General features: G+C 71.8%; 21 protein-coding genes. 11 read left to right on the top strand and 10 right to left on the bottom strand.

What is annotated here, in order from left to right; all coding sequences use genetic code 11:
- Positions 1 to 2: 2 nt before the first annotated feature.
- Positions 3 to 1,028 carry a hemin ABC transporter substrate-binding protein gene (locus ACFVWW_RS25690; protein ID WP_386877907.1) on the bottom strand — a complete coding sequence of 342 codons (1,026 nt, stop codon included), beginning with the start codon at positions 1,026 to 1,028 and terminating at the stop codon, positions 3 to 5.
- Positions 1,029 to 1,194: 166 nt separating this feature from the next.
- Here ACFVWW_RS25690 and ACFVWW_RS25695 point away from each other — a divergent pair, with 166 nt between their 5' ends.
- The 3 genes from ACFVWW_RS25695 to ACFVWW_RS25705 all read left to right on the top strand — a co-directional run bounded on the left by ACFVWW_RS25695 (position 1,195) and on the right by ACFVWW_RS25705 (position 4,968).
- Positions 1,195 to 2,619: an HtaA domain-containing protein gene (locus ACFVWW_RS25695; RefSeq protein ID WP_386877906.1), complete on the top strand. Its 1,425-nt coding sequence runs from the start codon at positions 1,195 to 1,197 to the stop codon at positions 2,617 to 2,619.
- A gap of 71 nt (positions 2,620 to 2,690) precedes the next feature.
- A complete protein-coding gene (locus ACFVWW_RS25700; RefSeq protein ID WP_386877905.1) occupies positions 2,691 to 4,238 on the top strand; it encodes an HtaA domain-containing protein in 1,548 nt (515 codons plus the stop codon).
- Positions 4,239 to 4,314: 76 nt separating this feature from the next.
- Positions 4,315 to 4,968, top strand: a complete 654-nt coding sequence (locus tag ACFVWW_RS25705) for a PhzF family phenazine biosynthesis protein (protein WP_384188559.1) — start codon at positions 4,315 to 4,317, stop codon at positions 4,966 to 4,968.
- A 55-nt stretch (positions 4,969 to 5,023) separates the two neighbouring features.
- On the opposite strand, the gene ACFVWW_RS25710 is transcribed toward ACFVWW_RS25705, so the two are convergent.
- Both ACFVWW_RS25710 and map read right to left on the bottom strand, forming a co-directional pair.
- Entirely contained in the window at positions 5,024 to 5,689 is a 666-nt protein-coding gene (locus tag ACFVWW_RS25710; RefSeq protein WP_384336580.1) for a heme oxygenase (biliverdin-producing), read from the bottom strand.
- 162 nt (positions 5,690 to 5,851) lie between these two features.
- On the bottom strand, positions 5,852 to 6,709 hold the full coding sequence (gene map, locus ACFVWW_RS25715) for a type I methionyl aminopeptidase (protein WP_384188563.1): 858 nt from the start codon (positions 6,707 to 6,709) through the stop codon (positions 5,852 to 5,854).
- Between the two features lie 58 nt (positions 6,710 to 6,767).
- Between map and ACFVWW_RS25720 the strand changes: the two genes are divergently transcribed.
- Positions 6,768 to 7,004 carry a hypothetical protein gene (locus ACFVWW_RS25720; RefSeq protein WP_384188565.1) on the top strand — a complete coding sequence of 79 codons (237 nt, stop codon included), beginning with the start codon at positions 6,768 to 6,770 and terminating at the stop codon, positions 7,002 to 7,004.
- A gap of 83 nt (positions 7,005 to 7,087) precedes the next feature.
- On the opposite strand, the gene ACFVWW_RS25725 is transcribed toward ACFVWW_RS25720, so the two are convergent.
- A complete protein-coding gene (locus tag ACFVWW_RS25725; RefSeq protein ID WP_384188567.1) occupies positions 7,088 to 8,374 on the bottom strand; it encodes an MFS transporter in 1,287 nt (428 codons plus the stop codon).
- Between the two features lie 81 nt (positions 8,375 to 8,455).
- Complete coding sequence (locus ACFVWW_RS25730; RefSeq protein WP_384188569.1) at positions 8,456 to 9,067, bottom strand: hypothetical protein; 612 nt, start codon at positions 9,065 to 9,067, stop codon at positions 8,456 to 8,458.
- Positions 9,068 to 9,162: 95 nt separating this feature from the next.
- Between ACFVWW_RS25730 and npdG the strand changes: the two genes are divergently transcribed.
- Positions 9,163 to 9,873: an NADPH-dependent F420 reductase gene (npdG, locus tag ACFVWW_RS25735; RefSeq protein ID WP_384336582.1), complete on the top strand. Its 711-nt coding sequence runs from the start codon at positions 9,163 to 9,165 to the stop codon at positions 9,871 to 9,873.
- Positions 9,874 to 10,027: 154 nt separating this feature from the next.
- Positions 10,028 to 10,222 carry a hypothetical protein gene (locus tag ACFVWW_RS25740; RefSeq protein WP_384336584.1) on the top strand — a complete coding sequence of 65 codons (195 nt, stop codon included), beginning with the start codon at positions 10,028 to 10,030 and terminating at the stop codon, positions 10,220 to 10,222.
- Here ACFVWW_RS25740 and ACFVWW_RS25745 read toward each other — a convergent pair.
- Positions 10,212 to 11,018 carry a site-2 protease family protein gene (locus tag ACFVWW_RS25745; protein ID WP_384188575.1) on the bottom strand — a complete coding sequence of 269 codons (807 nt, stop codon included), beginning with the start codon at positions 11,016 to 11,018 and terminating at the stop codon, positions 10,212 to 10,214. The two genes, ACFVWW_RS25740 and ACFVWW_RS25745, sit on opposite strands and share 11 nt — an antisense overlap.
- 159 nt (positions 11,019 to 11,177) lie before the next feature.
- On the opposite strand from ACFVWW_RS25745, the gene ACFVWW_RS25750 reads away from it, so the two are divergent.
- On the top strand, positions 11,178 to 14,543 hold the full coding sequence (locus ACFVWW_RS25750) for a BTAD domain-containing putative transcriptional regulator (RefSeq protein WP_386877904.1): 3,366 nt from the start codon (positions 11,178 to 11,180) through the stop codon (positions 14,541 to 14,543).
- A 16-nt stretch (positions 14,544 to 14,559) separates the two neighbouring features.
- Here the strand turns inward: ACFVWW_RS25750 and ACFVWW_RS25755 are convergent, their stop codons facing one another.
- The 3 genes from ACFVWW_RS25755 to panB all read right to left on the bottom strand — a co-directional run bounded on the left by ACFVWW_RS25755 (position 14,560) and on the right by panB (position 17,532).
- Positions 14,560 to 15,423: an ABC transporter permease gene (locus tag ACFVWW_RS25755; RefSeq protein ID WP_384188578.1), complete on the bottom strand. Its 864-nt coding sequence runs from the start codon at positions 15,421 to 15,423 to the stop codon at positions 14,560 to 14,562.
- On the bottom strand, positions 15,420 to 16,448 hold the full coding sequence (locus ACFVWW_RS25760; RefSeq protein WP_384188580.1) for an ATP-binding cassette domain-containing protein: 1,029 nt from the start codon (positions 16,446 to 16,448) through the stop codon (positions 15,420 to 15,422). Before ACFVWW_RS25760 ends, ACFVWW_RS25755 begins: the two co-directional genes overlap by 4 nt.
- A 208-nt stretch (positions 16,449 to 16,656) precedes the next feature.
- Positions 16,657 to 17,532, bottom strand: a complete 876-nt coding sequence (panB, locus tag ACFVWW_RS25765) for a 3-methyl-2-oxobutanoate hydroxymethyltransferase (RefSeq protein ID WP_384188581.1) — start codon at positions 17,530 to 17,532, stop codon at positions 16,657 to 16,659.
- 204 nt (positions 17,533 to 17,736) lie between these two features.
- Between panB and ACFVWW_RS25770 the strand changes: the two genes are divergently transcribed.
- The 4 genes from ACFVWW_RS25770 (at position 17,737) to ACFVWW_RS25785 (ending at position 22,719) form a co-directional block, all read left to right on the top strand.
- Positions 17,737 to 19,341 (top strand): MFS transporter, encoded by a 1,605-nt coding sequence (locus ACFVWW_RS25770; protein WP_386877903.1) that lies wholly within the window; start codon positions 17,737 to 17,739, stop codon positions 19,339 to 19,341.
- Between the two features lie 137 nt (positions 19,342 to 19,478).
- On the top strand, positions 19,479 to 20,114 hold the full coding sequence (locus ACFVWW_RS25775) for a TetR/AcrR family transcriptional regulator (protein ID WP_384336590.1): 636 nt from the start codon (positions 19,479 to 19,481) through the stop codon (positions 20,112 to 20,114).
- A 231-nt stretch (positions 20,115 to 20,345) separates the two neighbouring features.
- Positions 20,346 to 21,371 carry an endonuclease/exonuclease/phosphatase family protein gene (locus tag ACFVWW_RS25780; RefSeq protein ID WP_384336592.1) on the top strand — a complete coding sequence of 342 codons (1,026 nt, stop codon included), beginning with the start codon at positions 20,346 to 20,348 and terminating at the stop codon, positions 21,369 to 21,371.
- A gap of 97 nt (positions 21,372 to 21,468) precedes the next feature.
- Complete coding sequence (locus ACFVWW_RS25785) at positions 21,469 to 22,719, top strand: MFS transporter (RefSeq protein ID WP_384336594.1); 1,251 nt, start codon at positions 21,469 to 21,471, stop codon at positions 22,717 to 22,719.
- Here the strand turns inward: ACFVWW_RS25785 and ACFVWW_RS25790 are convergent.
- Positions 22,685 to 24,445: an NAD+ synthase gene (locus ACFVWW_RS25790; RefSeq protein WP_384188590.1), complete on the bottom strand. Its 1,761-nt coding sequence runs from the start codon at positions 24,443 to 24,445 to the stop codon at positions 22,685 to 22,687. The two genes, ACFVWW_RS25785 and ACFVWW_RS25790, sit on opposite strands and share 35 nt — an antisense overlap.
- Positions 24,446 to 24,451 lie beyond the last annotated feature (6 nt).

The raw sequence follows: 24,451 nt of genomic DNA on the forward strand, positions 1-24,451 counted from the left end.
CGTCACTTCCCGTTCGCGTACAACTGGCCGACGATCGACTTCAGCACCTGGTCCGTGCGCGGACCGTAGTTCAGCAGCACCCCGTCGTCGACCGAGACGACCCTGCGGTCCATCCCGGCCGGCGTCTCCGCGACCCCCGGGATCTTCACCAGGCCGGCCGGCCCGCCCACCGATCCAAGTCCCTTGGTCATCACCAGGATCGCGTCGGGAGCGGCCTTCGCCAGCGCCTCACTCGTGATCGCCGTGAAGTCCTTCGTCAGCCCCGACTCCTTGCCCGCGTCGACCGCGCCGGCCGCCTCCAGCAGGGAACTCGCCCCCGAGTCGCTGCCGCCGAGCAGATACACCGAGGCTGAACCCCGGAGATAGAGGAAGGCGACGCGCGGCTTGCGGCCGTCCTCGTGCGCCGGAATGTCCTTCTGTACGGCGGCGATCCGCCGCTCCGTACGGTTCTTCAGCTCGGTACCCGCCGCCGTGACGCCCAGCGCGGCGGCCACCGCGTCGATCCGTGTCCCGACGTCGGCGAGGCTCTTCGCCGGTTCTACGACGACCAGCGCGATGCCCGCGTCCCGGATCTGGCCGATGGCCTCGGCCGGCCCGGTGGAGGTGTCGGCGATGACCACAGTCGGCCTGAGCGACAGCACGCTCTCCGCCGAGACGTCGTGCGCCCTGGTCACCACCGGCAGCTTCGCCGCCTGCGCGAAGGTGGCGGTGATGTCGCGGGCCACGACCTGGTCGCCGAGGCCCAGGGTGAAGACGATCTCGCTCAGCGAGCCGGTCAGCGGCACGATCCGGTCGGCCGAGGCGACCTCGACCTTCCTGCCCTCCGCCGAGTCCACGGTGACGGGCAACCGCGGCCGGTGCGTGGTCGCCAGGGGCTCCACCCGGTCGGCGGGGGCCGCGGCGTTCTGCGGGGCGGCCGCGTTCGTACGGCCGGTGTCGGTGCCGGGGTCGGCGCCGCCGCAGCCGGTGGTGGCCAGGGCGAGGGCGAGCACGGAGAGGAGCGCACCCGCCAGACGTGATCTGCGCACGGAGTGCACCGTCCTGTCGTTCTATCCATCGTTCTACGGGGGTTTGTTGAGGTTTCCGTGCCGGAAGGTTCCGGCGGGAGCCAGGGATAGCTTAGGTTAGCCTTACCTTGCTTGCTAGTCCCTGGGCTGCTCGGAGCCCGGTTCATTCGGATATGGGAGTGACTTCATGCCGTCCTTCAGACCCGTGCGCGCGTTCGCCGTCGCGCTCCTTCTGGCCCTGCCGGTGGCCCTGCTCCCGGCGGCCGGCGCGCAGGCGGCGAACCGCACGGTGCAGGGCGGCAGGCTCGACTGGGGCATCAAGTCCTCGTTCCAGAGCTATGTCACCGGGCCGATAGCGCAGGGCAGTTGGAGCCTCACCGGGGGCGCCGCCACGGTGGGCGGCAGCCAGTTCCGGTTCCACTCGGCCACCGGCTCGTACGACCCGGGCACCGGGGCCTTCCGCGCCGGCTTCTCCGGCGGCGTCCGCTTCGTCGGCCACAAGAAGGCCGGCGGATCGTATGAACTCGACCTCACCATCAGCCGCCCCACCGTGCGGACAGCCGGCGGCCGCGGCACCCTCTACGCGGACATGACCAGCAAGGCGAAGGGGTCGGGCACGGTCACCACGGCCGCGCAGGTCCCGCTCGCCGCGCTCGATCTCTCCGGTATCGACATGGTGGGCGGCGGCAGCCCGGTCGCCCTCAACAACGTCCCGGCGACGCTCACTTCCCAGGGCGCCACCGCCTTCGCCGGCTACTACACGGCCGGTACGCCGCTGGACCCGGTCAGCCTCTCCGTGGATGTCGCGGCGGCGAAGAAGCCCGCGGGCAAGCCCGCCGGGAAGCCGGCCGCGAAGCCCACGGCCACGACGGGCGGACAGGTCCGGGGCGCGTTCCAGGACGCGGCCGTCGACTGGGGCGTACGCCGCACCTACCGCGAGTACGTCACCGGCTCCATCGCCCAGGGCGAGTGGACGCTGAGCGACGGCGCGCAGGACGGCGGCGCGCTGTTCCGCTTCCCCCGCGGGAAGGGCTCGTACGACACCACCGGGGGGACGCTCGACGCCGCCTTCGCGGGCAGCGTCCGCTTCACCGGCAACGGCCTGGATCTGACGCTGAGCAAGGTCGTGGTCCGGGTGAAGGACGGCAAGGGCACGCTGTCCGCCGATGTCGCCGACGCCGCGGGCGGTACGTCGCGCAAGGCCGTGCCCCTCGTCACCTTCGCGGCCAAGGACTTCACGCCGAAGAACGGGCTCGCCTCGGTCACCGAGGCTCCTGCCACGCTGACGTCGCGGGGCGCCCAGGCATTCGGCTCCCTCTACGCGGCCGGCACGGCGATGGACCCCGTCTCGCTCGCCGTCGCCGTCGACACGAAGGCGTCGCTGCCCGCCCTGCCCGACCTGGGCAGCGACGCCTCGCCCTCCGCGCAGCCGAAGGCCACGACCGGCAGCCCCACCGGGCCGGCCACCGACGCCGCGTCGTCCGTCTCGTCCTCGTCGGGGGCCGGTACGGGGACGTACCTCGCGATCGGCGCGGGCCTGCTCGTCGCCGCGGGACTCGCCGTCCGCCTCGCCCTCAGGCGCCGCGGCGCCGCCGGGTCCGACGGCCACTGACCCCCACGCATTCCGCGCACGCCTTTCGTGCGCCCACTTCGCGCATCACACCATCGAGGAGAACACCGATCATGGCTGCAACTCGCCGCCCCATAGCTCTCGCCGCCGCCATCGCGACGGCGGCCGCCCTCGGCGCCACCGCCTTCACCCTCCCTGCGCTCGCGGCCGGCCTCCCCGCCGCCGCACCCGGCGCGGCCCCGAAGCTGGAGCTGAAGGACGGCACGCTGGACTGGGGGCTCAAGGAGTCCTTCCGTACGTACGTGACCGGCATCGCCGCCGGCACCATCTCGGCCACCGACGGCGCCACCCAGGCCACCGGCAACGGCCCCTTCACCTTCTCCAACGGCACTGGTACGTACGACCCCTCCACGCACAACGTGGCCACGGACTTCGACGGAAGCGTGCGCTTCTCCTCCGCCGCGCACGGCTTCGACATCAAGATCGCCGACGTGAAGCTGGTCACCGAGGGCACGGCCGGCGCCATCGAGGCGGATGTCACCCTCAACGGCACCACCCAGGACGACATCGAGCTCGCCGCGATCGACCTGGCGGGCATCCGTCCGGAGACCGCGGGCGGCGCGATGGTCTTCAAGGACATCCCTGCCACGCTGACCGCCGACGGTGCGAAGGCATTCAACGGCATGTACGCGGAGGGCACGGCGCTCGACAAGGCGACGCTCGCCGTCGCGTACTCCACGGGCGGCACGCCGACCCCGACGCCGTCGGAGTCCGAGTCGACCCCGGCGCCCTCGCCGTCGGTGACCGAGCCCACGCGGCCGCCGACCACCGAGCCCACGACGACGGCCCCCACCGCCCCGGTCTCCGACGCGCCCCCGGCGGCCGTGGACGGCGCGATCGTCGACGGCAATCTCGACTGGGGCGTCAAGGAGTCCTTCCGGTCCTATGTCACGGGTCCGATCGCCAAGGGCAAGGTCGAACTCGGCGACGGCGCCACGGCGTCCGGCGCGGCCTACCGCTTCCCCGAGGGCACCGGCTCCTTCGACGCCGACGCTCAGACGCTCTCCGCGTCCTTCGCGGGTACGGTCCGCTTCCTCGGCCACCAGGAGGCCGGCGAGTACGTCCTCGACCTCACCGTCGGCGGCCTCCGGGCCGAGGTGAAGGACGGCAAGGGCACGCTCGTCGCGGACGTCAGCACGAAGGACCGTGAGACGCACAAGGTCTCCACGTTCAAGGACCTGACCTTCGCCACGCTCGACCTCCCGGCCGGTGACCTGGCGGCCAAGGACGGGGTCGTCACCCTGAGCGGCGTCCCCGCGACCCTCACCGCCGACGGCACCCAGGCCTTCGGCGGCATGTACCCGGCGGGCACGGACCTCGACACGCTGACCCTCGCGGTCTCGCTGGACGACGACGCGGACCTCCCGGGCGGTACGGGCGGCACGTCCGGAGGCATCTCCGGCGGTACGGGCGGCACCACCGGAGGCGCCTCCGGCGGTACGACCGGCGGCGGCACGGTCGGCGGCACCGGTTCCCTCGCCTCCACGGGCTCCGAGGTCCCGACGGGCACGCTCCTGAGCGCCGCCGGCGCGATTGCCGCGGCCGGCGTGGCGGCGGTCCTCGCCACCAAGCGCCGCCGCACGGCCCTGGACGAGTCCTGATCCCACTGACGGCGGGGCCGCACCGACGGACATCGTCGGTGCGGCCCCGCCGCGTCGGTGATGTTTGAATGCCCGGGTGACTGACATCGACGTACTCAGCGTCTTCTGCGGTGCGGACGGCCGACACGGCAATACGCTCGGCGTCGTCCGCGAAGGGCGCGACCACCCGGACCGGGCGTCCCGGCAGGCCATCGCCGCCGAACTCGGCTACAGCGAGACCGTGTTCGTGGACGACCCCGAGCGTGGTGTGGTCGACATCTATACGCCGGGGCTGCGGCTGCCGTTCGCCGGGCATCCGCTCGTCGGCGCCGGCTGGCTGCTCGATCTGGAGTCGGTGAACCCGCCCGCCGGTGAGGTGTGGGTCCGTCAGGACGGCGAGTTCACCTGGATCACCGCCCGTCCCGAATGGGCCCCGCCGCGCATCATTCAGCAGTACGCCTCCGTCGCCGAGGTCGACGCGCTGCCCGCCCCGCCGCCCGGTGAGGGCTGGCTCTACGCCTGGGCCTGGCTGGACGAGTCGGCGGGCCGCGTCAGGGCCCGGGCCTTCCCGCGCCGTGACGACGGCATCGTCGAGGACGAGGCGACCGGCGCGGCGGCCCTGCTGCTCACGGCGGCGCTGGGCCGCGCCCTGAACATCACCCAGGGCCGGGGGTCGCAGCTGCTCACGGCACCCGGCCCGGACGGCTCGATCGAAATCGGCGGACGCGTGCGCCTGCTCACGGCCCACTGACGCCGCCCGGCGGCGGGATGCCGGGCGGCGGGCGGCGACCGACCGGGGACAGTGGCTACGCGCTCAGCGGGAACCGGGCGCCCAGCTCACGGAAGACCGCCCCGTTGAAGTCGAACGCGCGCTTGCACTCGTCGATGATCCGCTGCTTCTCCAGATCGTCCGCCGCCACCTGGTCCAGCAGCTCGCGGTAGCCCCGCTTGAAGGCCGCCGGGTTGGGGATCTCCTCGAAGACGTAGAACCGGACGCCATCGCCCTTGCGGGCGAATCCCCAGGTCTTCTCCGCCTTGTCGCGGATGATCTGGCCGCCGGAGAGATCCCCGAGATAGCGGGTGTAGTGGTGCGCCACATAGCCGCCGGGCCAGACACGCGCGCACTCCTCGACCCGCGCGGCGTACGCGGCGGTCGCGGGCAGCGGCTCAAGGCCCGTGCGCCAGTCCGCACCGCGCAGATGCGCGAGATCGCGCTCCAGCTCGGGCGTACGCAGCAGCTCGCGCCGGATGAAGGGTCCTGCGACCGGATCCGCCTTCAGCGACTCGGCGGCGCTCTCCAGCGCGCGGTACACGAACCACAGCTGTTCGGTGTAGCGGGTGTACGCGTCCACCCCGAGCCGGCCGCCCAGCAGATCGCTCATGAAGGTCGAGGTCTCCGCCTCCGTGTGCTGCTCGTGCGAGGCGACACGGATCAGCGTGGAGAACGGGGTGGCGGTGGCGGTTGCGTCCAAGGCGGGCCTCCGGGGACCGAGGGGGACGGGAGCCGGCGGATACCGGCGCTGGCAGCACAGGCGGCAGCCATCACCGATACTCTTACTTAGGCTTACCTAAGTCAACTGGTTCCCGACGTCCTGTCGGTAAAAACGCTACCCCGCCCCGGCCCCGGGGCAACCTCAGGGAAGGGTGAGGATCTCGGCGCCCGTCTCCGTCACCACCAGCGTGTGTTCGAACTGCGCGGTGCGCTTGCGGTCCTTGGTCACCACGGTCCAGCCGTCGTCCCACATGTCGTGCTCGTACGTGCCGAGTGTGAGCATCGGCTCGATGGTGAAGGTCATGCCCCGCTGGATGAGGGTGGTGGCGTGCGGGCTGTCGTAGTGCGGCACGATCAGCCCGGAGTGGAAGGACGAATTGATCCCGTGGCCGGTGAAGTCCCTGACGACGCCGTAGCCGAACCGCTTGGCGTACGACTCGATGACCCGCCCGATGACATTGATCTGGCGGCCCGGCCGCACGGCCTTGATGGCGCGGTTCAGCGACTCGCGGGTCCGCTCCACCAGGAGCTTCGACTCCTCGTCGACATTCCCGCAGAAGTAGGTCGCGTTGTTGTCGCCGTGCACCCCGTTGATGTACGCGGTCACGTCCAGGTTCACGATGTCGCCGTCGCGGAGCACCGTGGAGTCCGGGATCCCGTGGCAGATCACCTCATTGACGGACGCGCAGAGCGACTTGGGGAAACCGCGGTAGCCGAGGGTCGACGGATAGGCGCCGTGGTCACACATGAACTCGTGTGCGACCCGGTCCAGTTCGTCCGTGGTCACGCCGGGCGCGATGTGCTTCGCGGCCTCCTCCATCGCCTGCGCGGCGATACGCCCCGCGATCCGCATCAGCTCGATCGTTTCGGCGGTCTGCACTTCCGGCCCGGTGTACGGGGTAGGCGCAGGTTTGCCGACATATTCGGGGCGCCGGATTTTTCCGGGAACGGAGCGGACGGGAGAGAGCTCCCCTGGTACGAGCAGCGACTGGCCAGACATGCCAGCGAGTCTAACCAGCGGCCGTGGGGCAGCATGGCGTCAGAGGAAGGAGCCGATGATGGCCCTGTTCAAGAAGCGTACGACCGGCAAACCGGGCGAGTGGTTCTACTGCCTGCAACACAAGAAGGTCGAGGAGGGTCCTGAGTGCCCGGCCAAGGACCGCTTCGGCCCCTATACGACCCGCCAGGAGGCGGAGCACGCGATGGAGACGGCGAGGGAACGCAACCAGGAGTGGGAGACGGACCCCCGCTGGCACGACGCGTCCCGGGGCAAGGACGGGGACGGGTCCGCCTGACGGCGGTGTGACCGGGTCAGGGCCGGAAGCGGGCGCCCGGTCCTGACCCGGCGGGGAGCGACGGGCCGGGCGGCGCGGCCGGGTCAGGCCGGCGCCGTCGTCGTCGCTTCCTTCTGAGCGCGGCGGCGCACCGCGTCCTCGTCCGTCGCCGCGTCGTACGTCACCAGCCTCGGCAGCACCGCCGCCAGCAGGCCCACCGAGGCGAGGCAGGCCAGGCCGCCGCCCCAGATCGCCGGGCGGGTGCCCGTCCAGCCCGCCATCGCGCCCGCGCGGACCTGGCCCAGCTGTGGCCCGACGCTGTACGAGAGCACCTCGATGCCCGCCAGCCGGCCGCGCAGCTCCTCCGGGATGGTCTGGTTCCAGATGGTCGAGCGGCCCAGGCCGCTGAGCATGTCGCCCGCGCCCGCGAACGCCAGACAGACCAGCACCACCCAGATGTTGGAGAACCACCCCGCGGCCGTGATCGCCAGCCCCCAGGCCGCCGCGCCGAACACCACGAAGAGCCCGTGCCGCCGCACCCGCGAGGTCCACCCGCTGGTCAGGCTGAGCACCACCGAGCCGACCGACCCCGCCGCGTACATCAGTCCCAGCGACCACTGCGCGTCCAGGTCGTCCGCGAGGAAGGGGAAGATCGTGTTCGGGAAGGCGAAGAACATCGCGGCCATGTCTATCGCGTACGTGCCCAGCAGCACCGGTCTGCTCCAGGCGTAGCGCGCGCCCTCCGCGATACCCCGCAGGGACGGCTTCTCCGCGTCGTGCGCGGCCGGCGCCGGCGCCAGCCGCAGACACAGCAGTACGGAGGCGGCGAAGCCCAGGATCGTGACCCCGTAGGCCGTGGCATGGCCCGCGTACGCGACGACCAGACCCGCCAGCGACGGTCCCGCGATGGCGCCGAGCTGCCAGCGCACCGCGTTGAGCGCGGCGGCCGCGGTCAGCTGGTCGTGCGGCACGATCCGCGCCATCAGCGAGTCCAGCGCCGGGCGCTGGAGTCCCGCCAGCGCGGACACCCCGGCCGCCACCAGATACAGCGGCCACAGCAGGGGCTCCGGCAGCAGCGCGTTCACCAGCAGGATGCCGGCCAGCACCCCGAGCCCCGCCTCGGTGAGCAGGATGACCCTGCGGCGGTCGACGGCGTCGGCGAGCGCCCCGCCGTACAGCCCGAAGATGATCAGTGGCACGAGCTCCACCGCACCCATCGCGCCGACGGCGAGCGGGGAGCCGGTGAGCTCCTTGATCTGGAGCGGCAGCGCGATCATCGCCATGAAGCTGCCGAAGTTCGTCACCAGCCCCTGCACCCAGAGCAGCCGGAAATCCCGGGAGGAACGGAGAGGGGAGAGATCCGGCAGGATCGCGCCGAGCTTGTTGGTCACGAGGGGCCATGTTCCGCGCTGCGGGCAGGCCAGGGCAACCGGATTCCCCGCCGGACCGGGGCGGCCCGTGCCCGGGCTCGGCTACCAGCGGGCCGGGGGCGGCGCGGTCAGCTGGTCGGCCAGGTGGGACAGCCGGTCCCTGAAGCGGCGCCGGCCTCGCGGCGCGGGCAGGCTGTTCTCCCCGGCGGCCGCGCTCACCAGATGCTGCACGGTGTCCAGGTCCACGCCGTGCGCCGCGTCCGACGCGGCCACCGTCAGCGCCTCGTGCGCCAGGCCGCGCACCTCCGCGTCCCCGCCGTCGAGCGACAGCACCGTCGCCCCGGCCCGCCGCGCGTCGTGCACCCGCTCCAGCAGCCCGCCGTCCGGCCGCTGCGGCGCGACGACGAGCAGCGTCGCGCCCCGGCCCGCCGCCTGGAGCCGGCCGAGACCGACGGCCAGATGCGCCGGATCCCCGGCCCGCACCCGGTGCCGTACCAGCGTGGGGTTCAGCTCCGGCTGCCCGGACCACGCCGCCTCGTCCACGAGATGCGCGGCCAGATGCCAGGGCTCGTACTCCTCGGTCCCGACCAGCAGCAGCCCGCCGCCCTGCGGTACGACGGAGGACCGCAGCGCCCCGGCGAACCGGCGGGTCGCCGAGGGCCAGTGCGTTCCGGCGAGAACTTCACGCAGCAGTGCGACGCGTACGGCATCCATGGGCCCGCATCCTGTCGCAGCCGGGCTCACGGGCGCGGGCGGTCGACGCCAACTCACCCGAACGTGACCGGTTACCTGCACGTAGAGTCGGAGTCATGACTTCGACTGACAGTGGCAGCACGCCCAAGCCCCCCGCCAAGGACCCCTGGGACCTCCCGGACGTCTCCGGCCTGGTGGTCGGCGTGCTCGGCGGCACCGGCGACCAGGGCCGTGGACTTGCCTACCGGCTGGCCAGGGCCGGGCAGAAAGTGATCATCGGATCCCGGGTGGCCGAGCGGGCCGAGGCGGCCGCCGCCGAGCTCGGCAACGGCGTCGAGGGCGCCGCCAACGCCGACTGCGCGCTCCGCAGCGACGTGGTCATCGTCGCGGTGCCGTGGGAGGGGCACGCCAAGACCCTGGAGTCCCTCAAGGAGGAGCTGGCGGGGAAGCTGGTCGTCGACTGCGTCAACCCGCTCGGCTTCGACAAGAAGGGCGCGTACGCCCTCACCCCCGAGGAGGGCAGCGCCGCCGAGCAGGCCGCCGCCCTGCTGCCCGAGTCCCGGGTGACCGCCGCCTTCCACCACCTGTCCGCGGTGCTGCTCCAGGACCCCGCGGTCGAGCAGATCGACACCGATGTGATGGTGCTCGGAGAGGTACGCGCGGACACCGACCTCGTGCAGGCGCTCGCGGGCCGCATCCCCGGCATGCGCGGGGTCTTCGCGGGCCGGCTGCGCAATGCCCACCAGGTCGAGTCGCTGGTGGCGAATCTGATCTCGGTCAACCGCCGCTACAAGGCGCACGCCGGGCTGCGCGTGACGGACGTGTGAGCGGACGGACCGGTGACCGGACCGTCGGGTAACCGGCCGTCGGGTGACCGGGCCGTCGCGTAACCGGCGGCGCCGCCGGAGGCACCGCGGGCATGGGGGACACTGGACGGCGTACGACCGCAGCCCAGGAAGCCCCCGACAGGAGCCGACCCCCATGCCCCGCCTCGCTCTGTACGCCCTCGCCGTCTGCGTCCTCGCCGTCGCCGCGGCCGTCGTCTCCTTCGTCCAGGGCAGCTGGCTCGGCATCGTCTGGGTCCTGCTCGCCGGGCTCTCGTCCAACATGGCCTGGTACTACCACCGCCGGGCGAGGATGGAGCGGGCGGCCCGTACGACCACGGCTACGGGCTGACAGGACCGCAGGCGAATTCGTTCCTGTCGGTCCACCAGCTGAACAGGTTCCGGCCGCAGTAGGTGTCCAGGTTCGTCACCCCGAGCCCGCGCAGAATCGCGTCGATCGCGTCGAAGAAGACCGCGTTCACCCCCGGGATGAGGATGATCACGAAGACGGCGAGCAGTCCGAACTGCGCGTACGGCTCCACCTGCCGGCGGATCTTGTACGACAGCCACGGCTCGACCACCCCGTAGCCGTCCAGGCCCGGCACCGGCAGGAAGTTCAGGATCGCCGCGGTGACCTGGAGCAGGGCGAGAAAACCGAGCGCGTAGCGGAAGCCCGTCGGCACCCCGTCCAGGGCGCCCAGCCAGAACGGCGCCGTGCACACGACCGCGAACAGCACGTTCGTGAGCGGCCCCGCCGCCGAGATCAGGCTGTGCTTCCAGCGGCCCTGGATGCGGTTCCGCTCGATGAAGACCGCGCCGCCGGGCAGACCGATCCCGCCCATGATCACAAAGATCACGGGCAGCACGATGCTCAGCAGCGCATGGGTGTATTTGAGCGGGTTGAGGGTCAGATAGCCCTTCGCGCCGATGGAGATGTCGCCGCCGTGCAGCGCGGTGCGTGCGTGCGCGTACTCGTGCAGACACAGCGAGACGACCCAGGCGGCCGTGACGAACAGGAAGACCGCGACGCCGATGTCCGACGCGAAGTCCGTCCACACGGCCCAGCCGGAGACCGCCATGACGGCGACGATCCCGAGGAAGACCGGAGAGATCCGCCGATCGCTGTTGCGGGTGGTGGCGGTGGTCATGGGCGGGTCTCCCGGGGATCGGTTGCGGTGCGGATCGACCGTACCGGCGGCGCTGGAGGAACGTCCCACCCGCCCTCCGTGGTTCCTGCCCCCGTCCGCCGGCGGGCATCCACGGCAGGGCGGCGTGGATACGAGTCCGGGTCCGGGGACAATGGGCGGATGCGCTATCGCGTCCTCGGCACCACTCGGGCACTGCACGACGACGGCACCCCCGTCGCCCTCGGTGGAGCGCGGCTGCGTGCGCTGCTGACGGTTCTCGCGCTGCGGGCCGGGCGTACGGTGCCGGTCGCCGCGCTCGTCGCCGACGTCTGGGACGGTGATCCGCCGGCGGACGCGGTGGGGGCGCTCCAGGCGCTCGTCGGACGGCTGCGGCGGGCGCTCGGGCACGCGGCCGTGGCGTCGTCGGACGGCGGGTACCGGCTCTGCGCCGACCCGGAGGACGTCGATCTCCACCGCTTCGGCCGGCTCGCGGGCGAGGGGGCGCGGGCCCTGGAGGCGGGCGACCCGGCGAAGGCGGCGAGCCTTCTCGACGACGCGCTCGGACTCTGGCGGGGGCCGGCCCTGGCCGACCTCCCCGACCGTACGGCGGAAGCGGCCCGCTGGGAGACCCGCCGCCTGGAGGCCCGCAGGACCCGGCTGACGGCCGCGCTCGCCCTGGGCCGGGCGGAGGCGGTCCTGCCCGAACTGGCCGCGCTCTGCGGCGCGTTCCCGCTCGACGAGCCGCTCCAGGCGCTGCGTATCCGCGCCCTGCGCGACATGTCCCGCCCCGCCGAGGCACTGGCGGCGTACGAGACCGTCCGCCGCGCCCTGGCGACCCGCCTGGGCACCGACCCGGGCCCGGAACTGCGCGCACTGCACGAGGAGTTGCTCCAGCCGGGCGGCCCGGTGGGTGAGCCGGACGCGGCAGGCGCCCATGGTGGGTCCGGCGGCCCCGCCCGCGCGCCGCGCCCCACACCCGGCAACCTCCGCGCCCGGCTGACCAGCTTCGTGGGGCGCGAGGCGGACATCGAGGCCCTTCGCGGCGACCTCGGGCGGGCCCGGCTCGTGACCCTCCTCGGGCCCGGCGGGGCCGGGAAGACGCGGCTCTCGCAGGAGGCCGCCGAGCGGGCGGCGGAGGAATGGCCGGACGGGGTCTGGCTGGCCGAACTCGCGCCCGTGGACGATCCGGAGACCGTGGCCGAGGCCGTACTGACCGCACTCGGGGCGCGGGAGACCGTGCTGCGGGGGGCCGGGGCCGAGGAGCTGCGGGCCGCCGACCGGCAGGGCAGTGAGCCGCTCGTACGGCTGGCCGAGCACTGCGCGCGCCGGCGCATGCTGCTGCTCCTCGACAATTGCGAGCATGTCATCGAGGCCGCCGCGACCCTCGCCGAAGAGCTGCTGGCGCGCTGCCCGGAGCTGACGGTGCTGGCGACCAGCCGTGAGCCGCTCGGGGTGCCCGGTGAAACCGTACGGCAGGTGGAGCCCCTGCCGCCCGACCCGGCGCACCGGCTCTTCGCGGAGCGCGCCCGCGCCGTACGGCCCGGCTTCGACGCGGCCGACGATCCGGACGCGGTCGCCGAGATCTGCCGTCGGCTCGACGGGCTGCCGCTCGCCATCGAACTGGCCGCGGCCCGGCTGCGGATGCTCAATCCGCGCCAGATCGCCGACCGTCTGGACGACCGCTTCCGGCTGCTGACCAGCGGAAGCAGGACCGTACTGCCACGCCAGCAGACGCTGCGCGCCGTCGTCGACTGGTCCTGGGACCTGCTCGCCGCGCCCGAACGCGCCGTACTGCGGCGGCTGTCCGTCTTCGCGGGCGGCTGCGATCTGACGGCGGCGGAGTCGGTCTGCGCGGACGTCGGCCCGGAGAGCGAGGGCCGCAAGCACGACGACTCCGTCGAGTCCCGCGATGTCGCCGGGCTGCTCGGCTGGCTCATCGACAAGTCCCTTGTCGTCGCGGCCCCTTCACCGGACGGCGGCATGCGCTACCGGCTGCTGGAGACCGTCGCCGAATACACCACGGAGCGGCTCGACGAGGCGGGAGACCGCGCCCCCACCGAGCGCCGGCATCTCGTCCACTACCGGGAGCTGGCCAGGACCACCGACATCGAGCTGCGCGGTCGCGGCCAGCGTGCCGGGATCGCCCGCTTCCAGCTGGAGTTCGAGAATCTCCGCACCGCGCTGCGCCGGGCCGTCGCGTTCCGCGACGAGCACGAGACGCTCTGCCTCGTCCTGTCCCTCAGCTGGTTCTGGCAGATGCTCGACCTGCGCGCCGACGCGCGTCAGTGGGCGGGCGCCGCCGCGGCCCTCGGCCCCGATCCGTTCGCCCCGCCGCTGGAACCGGCCCTGCCGCTCGTCGAGCGGTGCACGGACGCTCCGCCGCCCATGGCGCCCGACGTACTGCTGGAGGCCCGACGCGAGGTGCGGCTGATCGAGCTGGTCAGCATGGACCACGGCGAGGACGTCTGGGCGAGGCCGGAAAGACGCGAATGGCTGAAGGCGGTGGCCACCGTCTACCGGCCGGGCCTGCCGCAGACCTGCCGGTTCCCCGGCACGCTGTGGTTCTTCGCGATCATGTTCACCGGGGACGCGGAACAGCTGAGAGTGGTCCTCGACGAGACGGTGGCGGCCTGCGAGCGGTTCGGTTACGAGTGGGAGCTGGGCGGCGCCCTCTATCTGCGGGCCAACATCCTGGCGAATCGCACCGAGTGGGCGGGCGACGCGACCCGGGACGCCGACCGCAGCCTGGAGATCTTCGAGCGGCTCGGCGACGCCTGGGGCACCGCGGAGGCGCTCTCGGCCCGCGGTGAGGCCAGGGAGAAGCGCGGTGACTACGCCCTCGCCGCCGAGGACTACGCGGCGGCCGTCGGCCACGCCGAGGGGCTCGGCGCCCTCGGTCAGGTGGTGCTGCTGCGGGCCCGGCTCGCGGCGACCATGTTCGAGACGGGCAGCGGCGAGGAGGGGGAGCGCATCCTCCGCGAGGTGCTGGAGGAGGGCCGGGACGTGCCGCACGAGGCGCTCCCTGCCATCCGGCTCATTCTCGCGCTGTGGCTGGGCCGCACCGGACGGCGGGACGAGGCCCGGGTCCAGCTCCGCCTGCTGCTGGAGGTCTTCCGCACCGAGACACTCGCCCTCTTCGAGGGCTTTGTGACGGGGGCCTTCGCCTGGCTGGACTGCGCGGACGGGCGGTACGCCGAGGCGCTGGAGGCGGCGCGCACGGCCCTGGAGTCAGCGCGGTCGCCGCTGTCACAGATGGTCGCCCCGGAGATGGCCGCGGTCCATCTGGTGACGGCGGCCTGGGCGTTGGCCGGTCTTGGCGGCCAGGCCGGCGACGACCGGGGCCGGGAGCGGATACGGGACGCGGCCCGGCTCATCGGCGCGTACAAGGCGCTGCTGCCCCGCGGGCACTTCCGGACGGGCATGGAGCGGGACGTTCTGATGAACGCGCGCGAGACCGTGGTGGCCCTGCTCGGAGATGCCGCGTTCGAGGCGGCGAGCACCGAGGGCGGCGGCCTCACGCTGGAGCAGGCCGCCGCCCTCGTCTGATGCCGTCCCGCCGGCGTCAGGACTTCTTGCGGAACTTGGCGACCGCGAGCGGAGCCGTCACCAGCGTGATCCCCGCCGCCCACCCCAGCGTCATCCACGCCGAGTGCGCGACCGGACCGCCATTGATCAGATTCCGCGCCGCGTCCGCCAGGTTGGAGAGCGGGTTGTAGTCGGTGAAGGACTGTAGCCAGCCGGGCATCGTGGACGGCGGAGCGAAGATCGACGAACCGAACTGCAGGGGCATCAGCACCAGCATGGCCACCCCCTGGACGGCCTGCGCCGTCTTCATGGTGAGCCCCAGCAGGATGAAGATCCACATCAGCGAGGCGCCGAACGCCAGGGAGAGACCGACGGCCCCGAGCAGCTCCAGCACCGAGGTCTTGATCTCCATGCCGAGCAGGAAGCCCATGCCGAGCAGGATGGTGGTGGCGATCAGCATCCGGCCGATCTCGACGACGATCTTCGCGATCAGCACGGAGGACCGGGCGATCGGCATCGTACGGAACCGGTCCATGACCCCCTTGCGGAAGTCGTCGTTCATGCCTGTGCCGACCGCCATGGCGATGTTCAGGCCCATCATGGCCATCAGGCCGGGGATCACATAGTTCACATACGCGTCACGGTCGCCGCCGAGGCTGGCGCCGACGGAGCCGCCGAAGACGTACACGAACAGCAGCGTGAAGATGATCGGCATCAGCAGGACGTCGAACATCGACTCCGGATCCTGCTTGATCTGGAGGGTGTTACGGCGCACCAGGGCGCCGATGTGACGCAGATTGGCGCGCAGTCCGATCCGGCCCTCGTCGCCGCCGCCGGTGACGGCGCGGGACGGCGTGGGCTGCTGCTCGGTTGTGGACGTGGGCAGCGTGGTCGTGCTCATGCTGCGACCTCCTCGGGTGCGGTGTCGGACGCGGATGCCGTCTTCTGGCCGGTGATGGCCAGGAACACTTCGTCCAGGCTGGGCAGATGGGTGCCGATATGGGCGATGCCGAAGCCGCGCTCGCCCAGCAGGCCGACGACCGCGGTCAGCTGCTCGTCGCTGAGGATCGGTACGTAGAGGAGTTCCTCGTCGGGGACGACATGGGTGCCGGACACCCCGTCGAGTCCGGTCTCGGCAATCGCCCGCGCCATCGCCGGGAGGTGCGCGGGATCCGTCGGCCGGATCTGTAGCGTCCGCCCGCCGACCTTCGCCTTCAGCTCGTTCACACCGCCCTGGGCGATGACCCGGCCCTGGTCGATGACCGTCAGCTCGCTCGCCAGCTGCTCCGCCTCTTCCATGTACTGGGTGGTGAGCAGCACGGTGGCCCCCTCGGCGACCATCCGCTGCACCTCGTCCCAGACCTCGTTACGGGTCCGGGGGTCGAGCCCGGTCGTCGGCTCGTCCAGATAGAGCACGGACGGCCGGCCGATCATCGACGCGGCCAGGTCGAGCCGGCGCCGCATACCGCCGGAGTACTGCATCGCCGGCTTCTTCGCGGCGTCCGTGAGGGAGAAGCGCTCCAGGAGTTCGTCGGAGCGGCGGCGGGCGTCCTTGCGGGACAGGTCGAGAAGCCGCCCGATCATGTAGAGGTTCTCCCAGCCGGAGAGCTTCTCGTCGACCGAGGCGTACTGGCCGGTGAGGCCGATGACGCGGCGCAGCTGGCGGGGCTGGCGCAGCACGTCGTACCCGGCGACCATCGCGGTCCCGGCGTCCGGCTGGACGAGGGTGGAGAGAATACGGACGAGCGTTGTCTTACCGGCGCCGTTGGGTCCGAGCACACCGAGGACGGTGCCTTCGCGCACGTCGAGGTCCACTCCGTCGAGGGCTCGGGTGCCCTGGGGTCCGCCGTACTGCTTGACCAGCCCCCGCACCTCGACGGCGTTGCCCGTGCGGACGCCGTTGGGGTTCTTGTCGATTCGCGTCATGTGCCTATCAGATCAGCTGCCACCGACAATCCACCGACAAGCGGCCGACAGCCCACTGACATCCCACCGACAAACCGCCGTCGGCGCGCGACAGCCCGCCGACGGGGGAAGATCGGCGGGCTGTCGCTCGTGCGGGCAGTGGCTCGGGGGAGGCGCCGCGGAACCATGCTCCGGCGGCGCTCCGGACAGGACCTAGGCCGGACAGGGCCTAGTGGAAGGTGTGGTCCTCCTGCGGGAACGTTCCGCCGACGACCTCGTCGGCGAAGGCCTTCGCCGCGTCGCCCAGCGTCTGGCGGAGGTTCGCGTACTGCTTCGTGAAGCGCGGCACCTTGCCGCCCGTCAGACCGACCATGTCGGTGTACACGAGCACCTGGGCGTCCGTCTCGGGACCGGCGCCGATACCGATGGTCGGGATGTGCAGAACGCGCGTGACCTCGGCGGCCAGCTCGGCCGGTACGAGTTCGAGCACGACCGCGAAGGCGCCCGCGTCCTGCACCGCCTTGGCGTCGCGCAGCATCTGCTGGGCGGCCTCCTCGCCACGGCCCTGCACCCGGTATCCCATGGCGTTGACGGACTGCGGGGTGAGCCCGATGTGGGCCATCACCGGGATGCCGGCCTGCACCAGCAGCTCTATCTGGCTGTGCGAGCGCTCGCCGCCCTCCAGCTTGACCGCGCCGACACCCGCGTCCTTCACCAGCCGGGTGGCGCTGCGCAGCGCCTGGACCGGGCCTTCCTGGTACGAGCCGAAGGGCAGGTCGCCGACGATCAGGGCGCGCTTCGTGCCCCGGACGACCGCGGCGGAGAGCATCGTCATCTCGTCCAGCGTGACGGGCACGGTGGTCTCGTAGCCCAGATGGCAGTTGCCCATGGAGTCGCCGACCAGCATGACGGGGATCCCGGCGTCGTCGAAGACGGAAGCGGTCATCGCGTCGTAGGCGGTGAGCATGGGCCACTTCTCGCCGCGCTCCTTGGCGGCGGCGATGTCATGCACGGTGATGCGGCGGGAGCTCTTGCCGCCGTACAGCGCCTTGGCACTGTCGGTGGGGCGTCCCGCGGGCGGCGTCTGCGCAGCCTGGAGAGTCATGGCCCATGGCCCTTTCGTCATCTCGAGGCGCCCTGACGGCGTCCCCGGACCGTAACCATGGTGGCATCCCGAGGCCTTCCACGGGAAGTGGGCCCTTCCCCAGGACCTGGCCGGTCGAGCTTCGTGGGCCGGCAATGGCCTTGTACGGTAAAGACTTTATAATACGAGACGGTCTCGTATCGAAACAGGCTTAGTCTGTCGGTCATGTCCATACCGTCCGGCGCCCCTGCCGCCGCACCTCGCATACCCGAAGCCGTCCACCGCCGCCGCTGGGCGATCCTGGGCGTCCTCATGTTCAGCCTGCTCATCGTCGTGCTGGACAACTCGATCCTGAACGTCGCGGTCAAGACGATCGCCGCCCCCGCACCCACCGGTCTCGGCGCCACCCAGAGCGAGCTGGAGTGGGCGATCAACTCCTACACGCTCGTCTTCGCCGGACTGCTCTTCACCTCGGGTCTCCTCGGCGACCGTATCGGCCGCAAGAAGGTACTGCTCTTCGGCATCCTCGTCTTCGGTCTCGGCTCCGGCCTCGCCGCCCTGTCCGGGTCGCCCGCCGAACTCATCGGCTACCGCGCCCTGATGGGCTTCGGCGCCGCCTTTGTGATGCCCGCCACTCTCGCCGTCCTGATGAATGTCTTCGAGCGCGACGAGCAGCCCAAGGCCATCGGCATATGGGCGGGCAGCGTGGGCCTCGGCATCGCCATCGGCCCGATCACCGGCGGTCTGCTGCTCGAACACTTCTGGTGGGGTTCCATCTTCCTGGTCAACGTCCCGGTGGCCGTCGTCGCGCTGATCGCGATGGTGCTGCTGGTGCCGGACTCCAAGGACCCCCGGCCCGGCCGGCTCGACCCGCTGGGGGTCGCGCTGTCCATCGTCGGGCTGGTCCTCCTGGTGTACGGCATCATCCGCGGCGGCGAACTGGCCGACTTCACCGAACCGACGGTGCTGCTGCCCCTGCTGGCAGGACTGGCCGTGCTGGCCGCCTTCGTCTGGCACGAGAAGCGCAGCAGCCACCCGGCCATCGACGTCTCCTACTTCAAGGAGCCCGCCTTCGCCGCCGCCGTCGCGGCCATCGCGCTGGTCTTCTTCGCCCTGATGGGCGTGACCTTCTTCTCGGCCTTCTATCTGCAGAGCGTGCGCGGCTACAGCGCGCTGGAGGCCGGACTGCTGATGGTGCCGCTGGCCGCCGCCCAGATGGTCTTCGCGCCGCGCGCCCGGCTGGTCGTGGACCGGTTCGGCGCCCGCGCGGTCTGCACGGTGGGCATGCTGCTGGTGGCGGGCGGCCTCGCGGCCTTCGCCCTCTTGGGCGCCGGTACCCCCGTCTGGGTGCTCTGCCTGGTCTTCTTCGTCCAGGGCACCGGCATGGCCCACATCATGCCGCCGGTGACCGTCGCGGTCATGCAGGCGCTGCCCCGGGAGAAGGCCGGTTCCGGCTCGGCCATCAACAACACCTTCCGCCAGGTCGGCGGGGCGCTGGGGGTCGCCGTCCTCGGCTCGGTGCTCTCCGCGACCTACCGGGGAGGGATCGAGGGACATCTCGGCGCCGTCCCGCCCGCGGCGCGGGACGCGGCGGGGGAGTCGATCGAGGCGACCCTCGGCATCGCGGCGAAGCTGGGCCCGGCGGGCAGGCCGCTGATCGGCTCGGCGTACGACGCGTTCCTCCACGCCATGCATGTCACGGCTCTCGGCTCGGCGGCCGTCGCGCTGATCGGCGCCGTGGTGGTCGCGCTCTTCCTGCCGGGACGGCCGCCGGCGCCGAAGCCCGCCGGGAGCGAGGAACTGCCCGAGCCGGCCGCCGCCCGGAGCTGACGCCCGTACCGGCCGCCCGTCCCGCGGCAGGGCGGGGGCGGGCGGCCGGGACCGAACACCCCCGCGGTGTACGAGAATCGGCGCAGCGACGAGTGCGGTGAACGGCGCGATGAAGAGCGCGCGGTGAACGGCAGGCGGTGAACGGCGGGCGAGAGGTGGAACACGTGCAGGGGCAGGATCACGCGAAGGAACACCGGCGCGGCAGGCCACGCAGTGAGGCGGTCGAGCGGGCGATCCTGGAGGCCGTCGTGGCCCTGCTGGAGGACGGTGTGCCGCTGGGCGCCCTCTCCATCGAGCGCATCGCCCGCACGGCGGGCGTCGGCAAGGCCACCATCTACCGGCGCTGGCAGGGCAAGGACGAACTCCTCGTCGACGTCCTGCGGGAGATCGAACCGCCCGATCCCGCACTGCCCGGCACCTCCGCCCTCGACGATCTCGCCGTGATCCTGGAGTCGCTGCGCACGCGCGGGCTCGCGCAGCGCTCCTCCGCCCTGCTGCACAACGTCTTCGCGGAGATGAAGAGCCGGCCGGCCCTGTGGGGCGAGTACCGCAGGACGGTCATAGAGCCCCGCCGCCAGACCACGCTGGACGTGATCCGCCGGGGGGTCGCCTCCGGTGAGCTCCGTGACGACCTGGACGTGGAGCTGATGAACGACCTGCTGGTCGGCCCCATGCTCGTCCGCACCATGCACCGGCCGGACGCGCCACTGGACGACGACCTCGCCGAGCAGATCATCAGTGCGGTGCTCCAGGGCCTGAGTCCCCGGAAGTGAGGCAGCCGGGCGGCGAAACGCCCGGCGGCCCGGCCGATCGCACCGGACCGGGCCTGCCGCGACCGTGCGTGTTCTGTCACAGCTGCCGGTCATTCGTCCTTGATCGGAACCCGTCGTGCCGTCTCTTTCGTCTCCGTGGCAGTACGGCCGTCCAGGGACGGCGGAGAAAGCGCCCGCTCCATCGCCTAGGGTCGGGGGCGGGCGTGCACAGCAAGGCAGTGAGGGCAGCACATGACGCAGGAGTACACAGCGCAGTCGGTGACGGCCGACGGGGACGACCACCGCACCGCATCCCGCGTCAGAACCCAGCTCGACCGCTGGCGCCGCGACCCCGGTATCTGGCGGCGCGGCATCGTCCTCGCGTTCCTCGCCGTGTCGGCAGCGCTGTTGATGATCTTCCACGCTCAGATCCCGAACAAGATCGGCAACCTGGGCAGTCTCACCGAGACCTTCCTGCCCTGGCTCGGTCTGTTCGTCCCGCTGATCCTGGTCCTCGCGCTGGTACGGCGCTCGGCCACCGCACTGATCGCGCTGCTGCTGCCGGCCGTGGTCTGGCTCAATCTCTTCGGCGGGCTCCTCACCGACAAGTCGGGCGGCGGCGGTGACCTGACGGTCGCCACGCACAACGTCAACGCGGACAACCCCGACCCGGAGGGCACCGCGCGCAAGGTCGCGGAATCGGGCGCGGATGTCGTCGCGCTGGAGGAGCTCAAGGCCGACGCCGTACCGGTGTACGAGAAGGCGCTGGCCGGCACGTACGCGTACCACTCCGTGCAGGGCACGGTCGGGCTGTGGAGCAAGTACCCGATGACCGGCAGCCGGCCCGTCGACATCAGGCTGGGCTGGGTCCGTGCCATGCGCTCCACGGTCTCCACGCCCGAGGGGCAGGTCGCCGTCTATGTGGCGCATCTGCCGTCGGTACGGGTCAAGCTGAACGCCGGGTTCACCGCCAACCAGCGGGACAAGAGCGCGGACGCGCTGGGCGAGGCCATCGCCGACGAGCCGCTCGGCCAGGTGATCCTGCTCGGTGACCTCAACGGTACGATGAACGACCGTTCGCTCAACGCCGTCACGTCCCAGATGCGTTCGACGCAGGGCGCGGCGGGCCACGGGTACGGTTTCAGCTGGCCGGCGGCGTTCCCGCTGGCGCGGATCGACCAGATTCTGGTGAAGGGCGTCGAACCGACCTCGTCGTGGACCCTTCCCCGGACGGACAGCGATCATCTGCCGATCGCCGCCCGGGTGGAACTGCGCTGAGCGGAGCGATCCGCGCAATCCGGTGTTCATCTGCCGGAACAAACGGCCTGAGAGGCTTTGTTCCGTAGAGGTACTTACTACGGAAAGGTCTTTCTTCATGCCCCTGGCCCTGCTCGCTCTCGCCGTGAGCGCCTTCGGCATCGGTACGACCGAGTTTGTGATGATGGGTCTGCTGCCCAATGTCGCGGACGATCTGGGAACGTCCGTGCCCACCGCCGGCTATCTCGTGTCGGCGTACGCGATCGGCGTCGTCATCGGCGCCCCGCTGCTCACCGCCGTCGGCTCCCGTATCCCGCGCAAGCGGATGCTTCTGCTGCTGATGGGCCTCTTCATCGTCGGCAACCTCGCCTCCGCGCTCGCCCCCGGCTTCGGCTGGCTGCTGGCGGGCCGCGTCCTCGCCGGGCTGCCGCACGGCGCGTTCTTCGGCGTCGGCGCGGTCGTCGCCGCCCGGCTGGTGCACGAAGGCCGGCAGGCGCGGGCCGTGGCGACCATGTTCCTCGGCCTGACCATCGCGAACATCGTCGGCGTCCCCGCGGCCACCCTGCTCGGCCAGCACCTCGGCTGGCGTGCCACCTTCCTGGTGGTCACGGTGATCGGCCTGGTCGCGATGGCGGCGCTCGCCCGGCTCGTACCGTACGTACCCGTCGACGCGCACCAGAGCGTGGGCCGGGAGCTGCGCGCCCTCGGCAACCGTCAGGTGCTGCTCGGGCTGGCGACCGCGGTCTTCGGCTTCGGCGGGGTCTTCGCCGTGTACTCCTACCTGGCCTCGATGACCACCGAGGTGATGGGCTTCGGCGAGTCGTCCGTGACGCTGGTCCTCGCCCTCTTCGGCATCGGTATGACGCTGGGCGCGCTGGCGGCGGGACCGCTGACGGACCGGGCGCTGCGGCCCACGCTGTACGGCTCGCTCGCCACCCTCGCCGTGGTGCTGGTCGCCTTCCGCTTCACGGCGCAGGTGCAGTGGGCGGCGCTGGTGACGGTGGTGGTGCTCGGCGCGGTCGGCTTCATGACGACCACGCCGCTCCAGATGCTCGTCATGAACAAGGCCAGGCAGGCCCCCACGCTCGCCTCCGCCTCCAACCACTCGGCCTTCAACCTCGCCAACGCGGGCGGCGCCTGGCTCGGCGGCGCGGCCATCGCGGCGGGCTGGGGCTGGATGTCACCGACCCTGGTCGGCGCGGTGCTCGCGGTCGTCGGCCTGGCCATCGCGGTGACGGCGGGCCTGCTGGACCGGGGCGGCCGGGAGACGGCGGCGGGGACCTCCCGCGTCGTCGCGGAAGGCCCCCGGCCGCAGGAGAACGCGCACCAGGCCGTTACTTCCTCGTCGACTCGCGCCAGCGGTTCGTGATCGGCAGCCGCCGGTCCTTGCCGAAGCCCTTCGCCGAGATCTTGGTGCCCGGCGGGTACTGGCGCCGCTTGTACTCCGCCGTGTCCACCATCCGCAGGGTCTTCGTGACCAGCTCGTCGTCGAAGCCCGCCGCCACGATCGCGTCCTTGCCCTGGTCGCGGTCGACGTACAGCTCCAGGATCCCGTCCAGTACGTCGTAGTCCGGCAGCGAGTCCGTGTCGACCTGGCCGGGGCGCAGCTCGGCGCTCGGCGGCTTGGAGAGGGAGTTCTCCGGGATCGGCGGGGTCTGGCCGCGCTCCTCGGCGGCGCGGTTGCGCCAGCGGGCGAGCCGGAAGACGGCCGACTTGTAGACGTCCTTGATCGGGCCGTACGCGCCGACGGAGTCGCCGTACAGCGTCGAATAGCCCACCGCGAGCTCGGACTTGTTGCCCGGCGCGAGCACGATCTGGCCCTCCTGGTTGGAGAGAGCCATCAGCATCGTGCCGCGCAGCCGCGACTGGAGGTTCTCCTCCGCGAGACCGGTGAGACCGAGCGACCCCATGTACGCGTCGAACATCGGCTCGATCGCGATCGTACGGAAGTTGAGCCCGGTACGGCGGGCCAGCTCGGCCGCGTCGTCCCTGGAGTGGTCCGAGGAGTACTTGGACGGCATGGAGACGCCGTACACGTTCTGCGCGCCGAGCGCGTCACAGGCGATGGCGGCGACGAGCGCGGAGTCGATACCGCCGGAGAGCCCGATCAGGACGGACCCGAAGCCGTTCTTGGCGGCGTACGCGCGCAGGCCCACGACCAGCGCCGAGTAGACCTCCTCGTCGTCCGCCAGGCGGTCGGCGTAGCCGCCGGCCAGCTCGGGTTCGTACGCGGGCAGCGGCTCCTCGGAGAGGACGACATGGTCGATCCGCAGCCCGTCGTCCACGACACCCGACGGCGGTTCGGCCGCGGCGGCCGGCAGATCGAGGTCGAGGACCACGCATCCCTCGGCGAACTGCGGCGCACGGGCGACGACTTCGCCGTCCTTGTCGACGACGATCGAGTCGCCGTCGAAGACCAGCTCGTCCTGGCCGCCGATCATCGCGAGATAGGCGGTGGTGCAGCCGGCCTCCTGGGCGCGCTTGCGCACCAGGTCGAGCCGGGTGTCGTCCTTCTCCCGCTCGTACGGTGAGGCGTTGATGGAGATCAGCAGCCCCGCCCCGGCGGACCGCGTGGCCGGCACCCGGCCGCCGTCCTGCCAGAGGTCCTCGCAGATCGCGAGCGCGACGTCGACGCCGTGGATCCGGACGACGGGCATGGTGTCGCCGGGGACGAAGTACCGGAACTCGTCGAAGACGCCGTAGTTGGGCAGATGGTGCTTGGCGAAGTTCAGCGCGACGGCGCCGCGGTGCAGCACGGCGGCGGCGTTCCGCGGGGCGCCGGCGGGCTGGCCGAACCGCGCCTGGGCCTTCTCGGAGCGGTCGAGATAGCCGACGATGACGGGCAGCTCCCCGAAGCCCTCCTCGTCGAGCCGCACTGCGAGCGCGCGCACGGCGGCCCGGGACGCCTCGACGAAGGACGACCGCAGGGCGAGGTCCTCGACGGGGTAGCCGGTCAGCACCATCTCGGGGAACGCGACGACGTGCGCTCCCTGCTCGGCGGCGTGCCGGGTCCAGTGCACGATCGCCTCGGCGTTCGCGGCGAGATCGCCGACGGTCGAGTCGATCTGATTCAGGGCGAGGCGTAGTTGAGGCACGGCGCC

Origin of the sequence: Streptomyces sp. NPDC058198 (genome assembly GCF_042882605.1) — a bacterium.
Classification (GTDB): Bacteria; Actinomycetota; Actinomycetes; order Streptomycetales; family Streptomycetaceae; genus Streptomyces.

Bases quoted from the DNA above. Each gene is read 5' to 3' on its own strand.
- ACFVWW_RS25695 (WP_386877906.1), top strand. From the start codon at position 1,195: ATGCCGTCCTTCAGACCCGTGCGCGCGTTCGCCGTCGCGCTCCTTCTG.
- ACFVWW_RS25700 (WP_386877905.1), top strand. From the start codon at position 2,691: ATGGCTGCAACTCGCCGCCCCATAGCTCTCGCCGCCGCCATCGCGACG.
- map (WP_384188563.1), bottom strand. From the start codon at position 6,709: ATGTCTGGCCAGTCGCTGCTCGTACCAGGGGAGCTCTCTCCCGTCCGC.
- ACFVWW_RS25720 (WP_384188565.1), top strand. From the start codon at position 6,768: ATGGCCCTGTTCAAGAAGCGTACGACCGGCAAACCGGGCGAGTGGTTC.
- ACFVWW_RS25730 (WP_384188569.1), bottom strand. From the start codon at position 9,067: ATGGATGCCGTACGCGTCGCACTGCTGCGTGAAGTTCTCGCCGGAACG.
- npdG (WP_384336582.1), top strand. From the start codon at position 9,163: ATGACTTCGACTGACAGTGGCAGCACGCCCAAGCCCCCCGCCAAGGAC.
- ACFVWW_RS25740 (WP_384336584.1), top strand. From the start codon at position 10,028: ATGCCCCGCCTCGCTCTGTACGCCCTCGCCGTCTGCGTCCTCGCCGTC.
- ACFVWW_RS25745 (WP_384188575.1), bottom strand. From the start codon at position 11,018: ATGACCACCGCCACCACCCGCAACAGCGATCGGCGGATCTCTCCGGTC.
- ACFVWW_RS25750 (WP_386877904.1), top strand. From the start codon at position 11,178: ATGCGCTATCGCGTCCTCGGCACCACTCGGGCACTGCACGACGACGGC.
- ACFVWW_RS25755 (WP_384188578.1), bottom strand. From the start codon at position 15,423: ATGAGCACGACCACGCTGCCCACGTCCACAACCGAGCAGCAGCCCACG.
- ACFVWW_RS25760 (WP_384188580.1), bottom strand. From the start codon at position 16,448: ATGACGCGAATCGACAAGAACCCCAACGGCGTCCGCACGGGCAACGCC.
- panB (WP_384188581.1), bottom strand. From the start codon at position 17,532: ATGACTCTCCAGGCTGCGCAGACGCCGCCCGCGGGACGCCCCACCGAC.
- ACFVWW_RS25770 (WP_386877903.1), top strand. From the start codon at position 17,737: ATGTCCATACCGTCCGGCGCCCCTGCCGCCGCACCTCGCATACCCGAA.
- ACFVWW_RS25780 (WP_384336592.1), top strand. From the start codon at position 20,346: ATGACGCAGGAGTACACAGCGCAGTCGGTGACGGCCGACGGGGACGAC.
- ACFVWW_RS25785 (WP_384336594.1), top strand. From the start codon at position 21,469: ATGCCCCTGGCCCTGCTCGCTCTCGCCGTGAGCGCCTTCGGCATCGGT.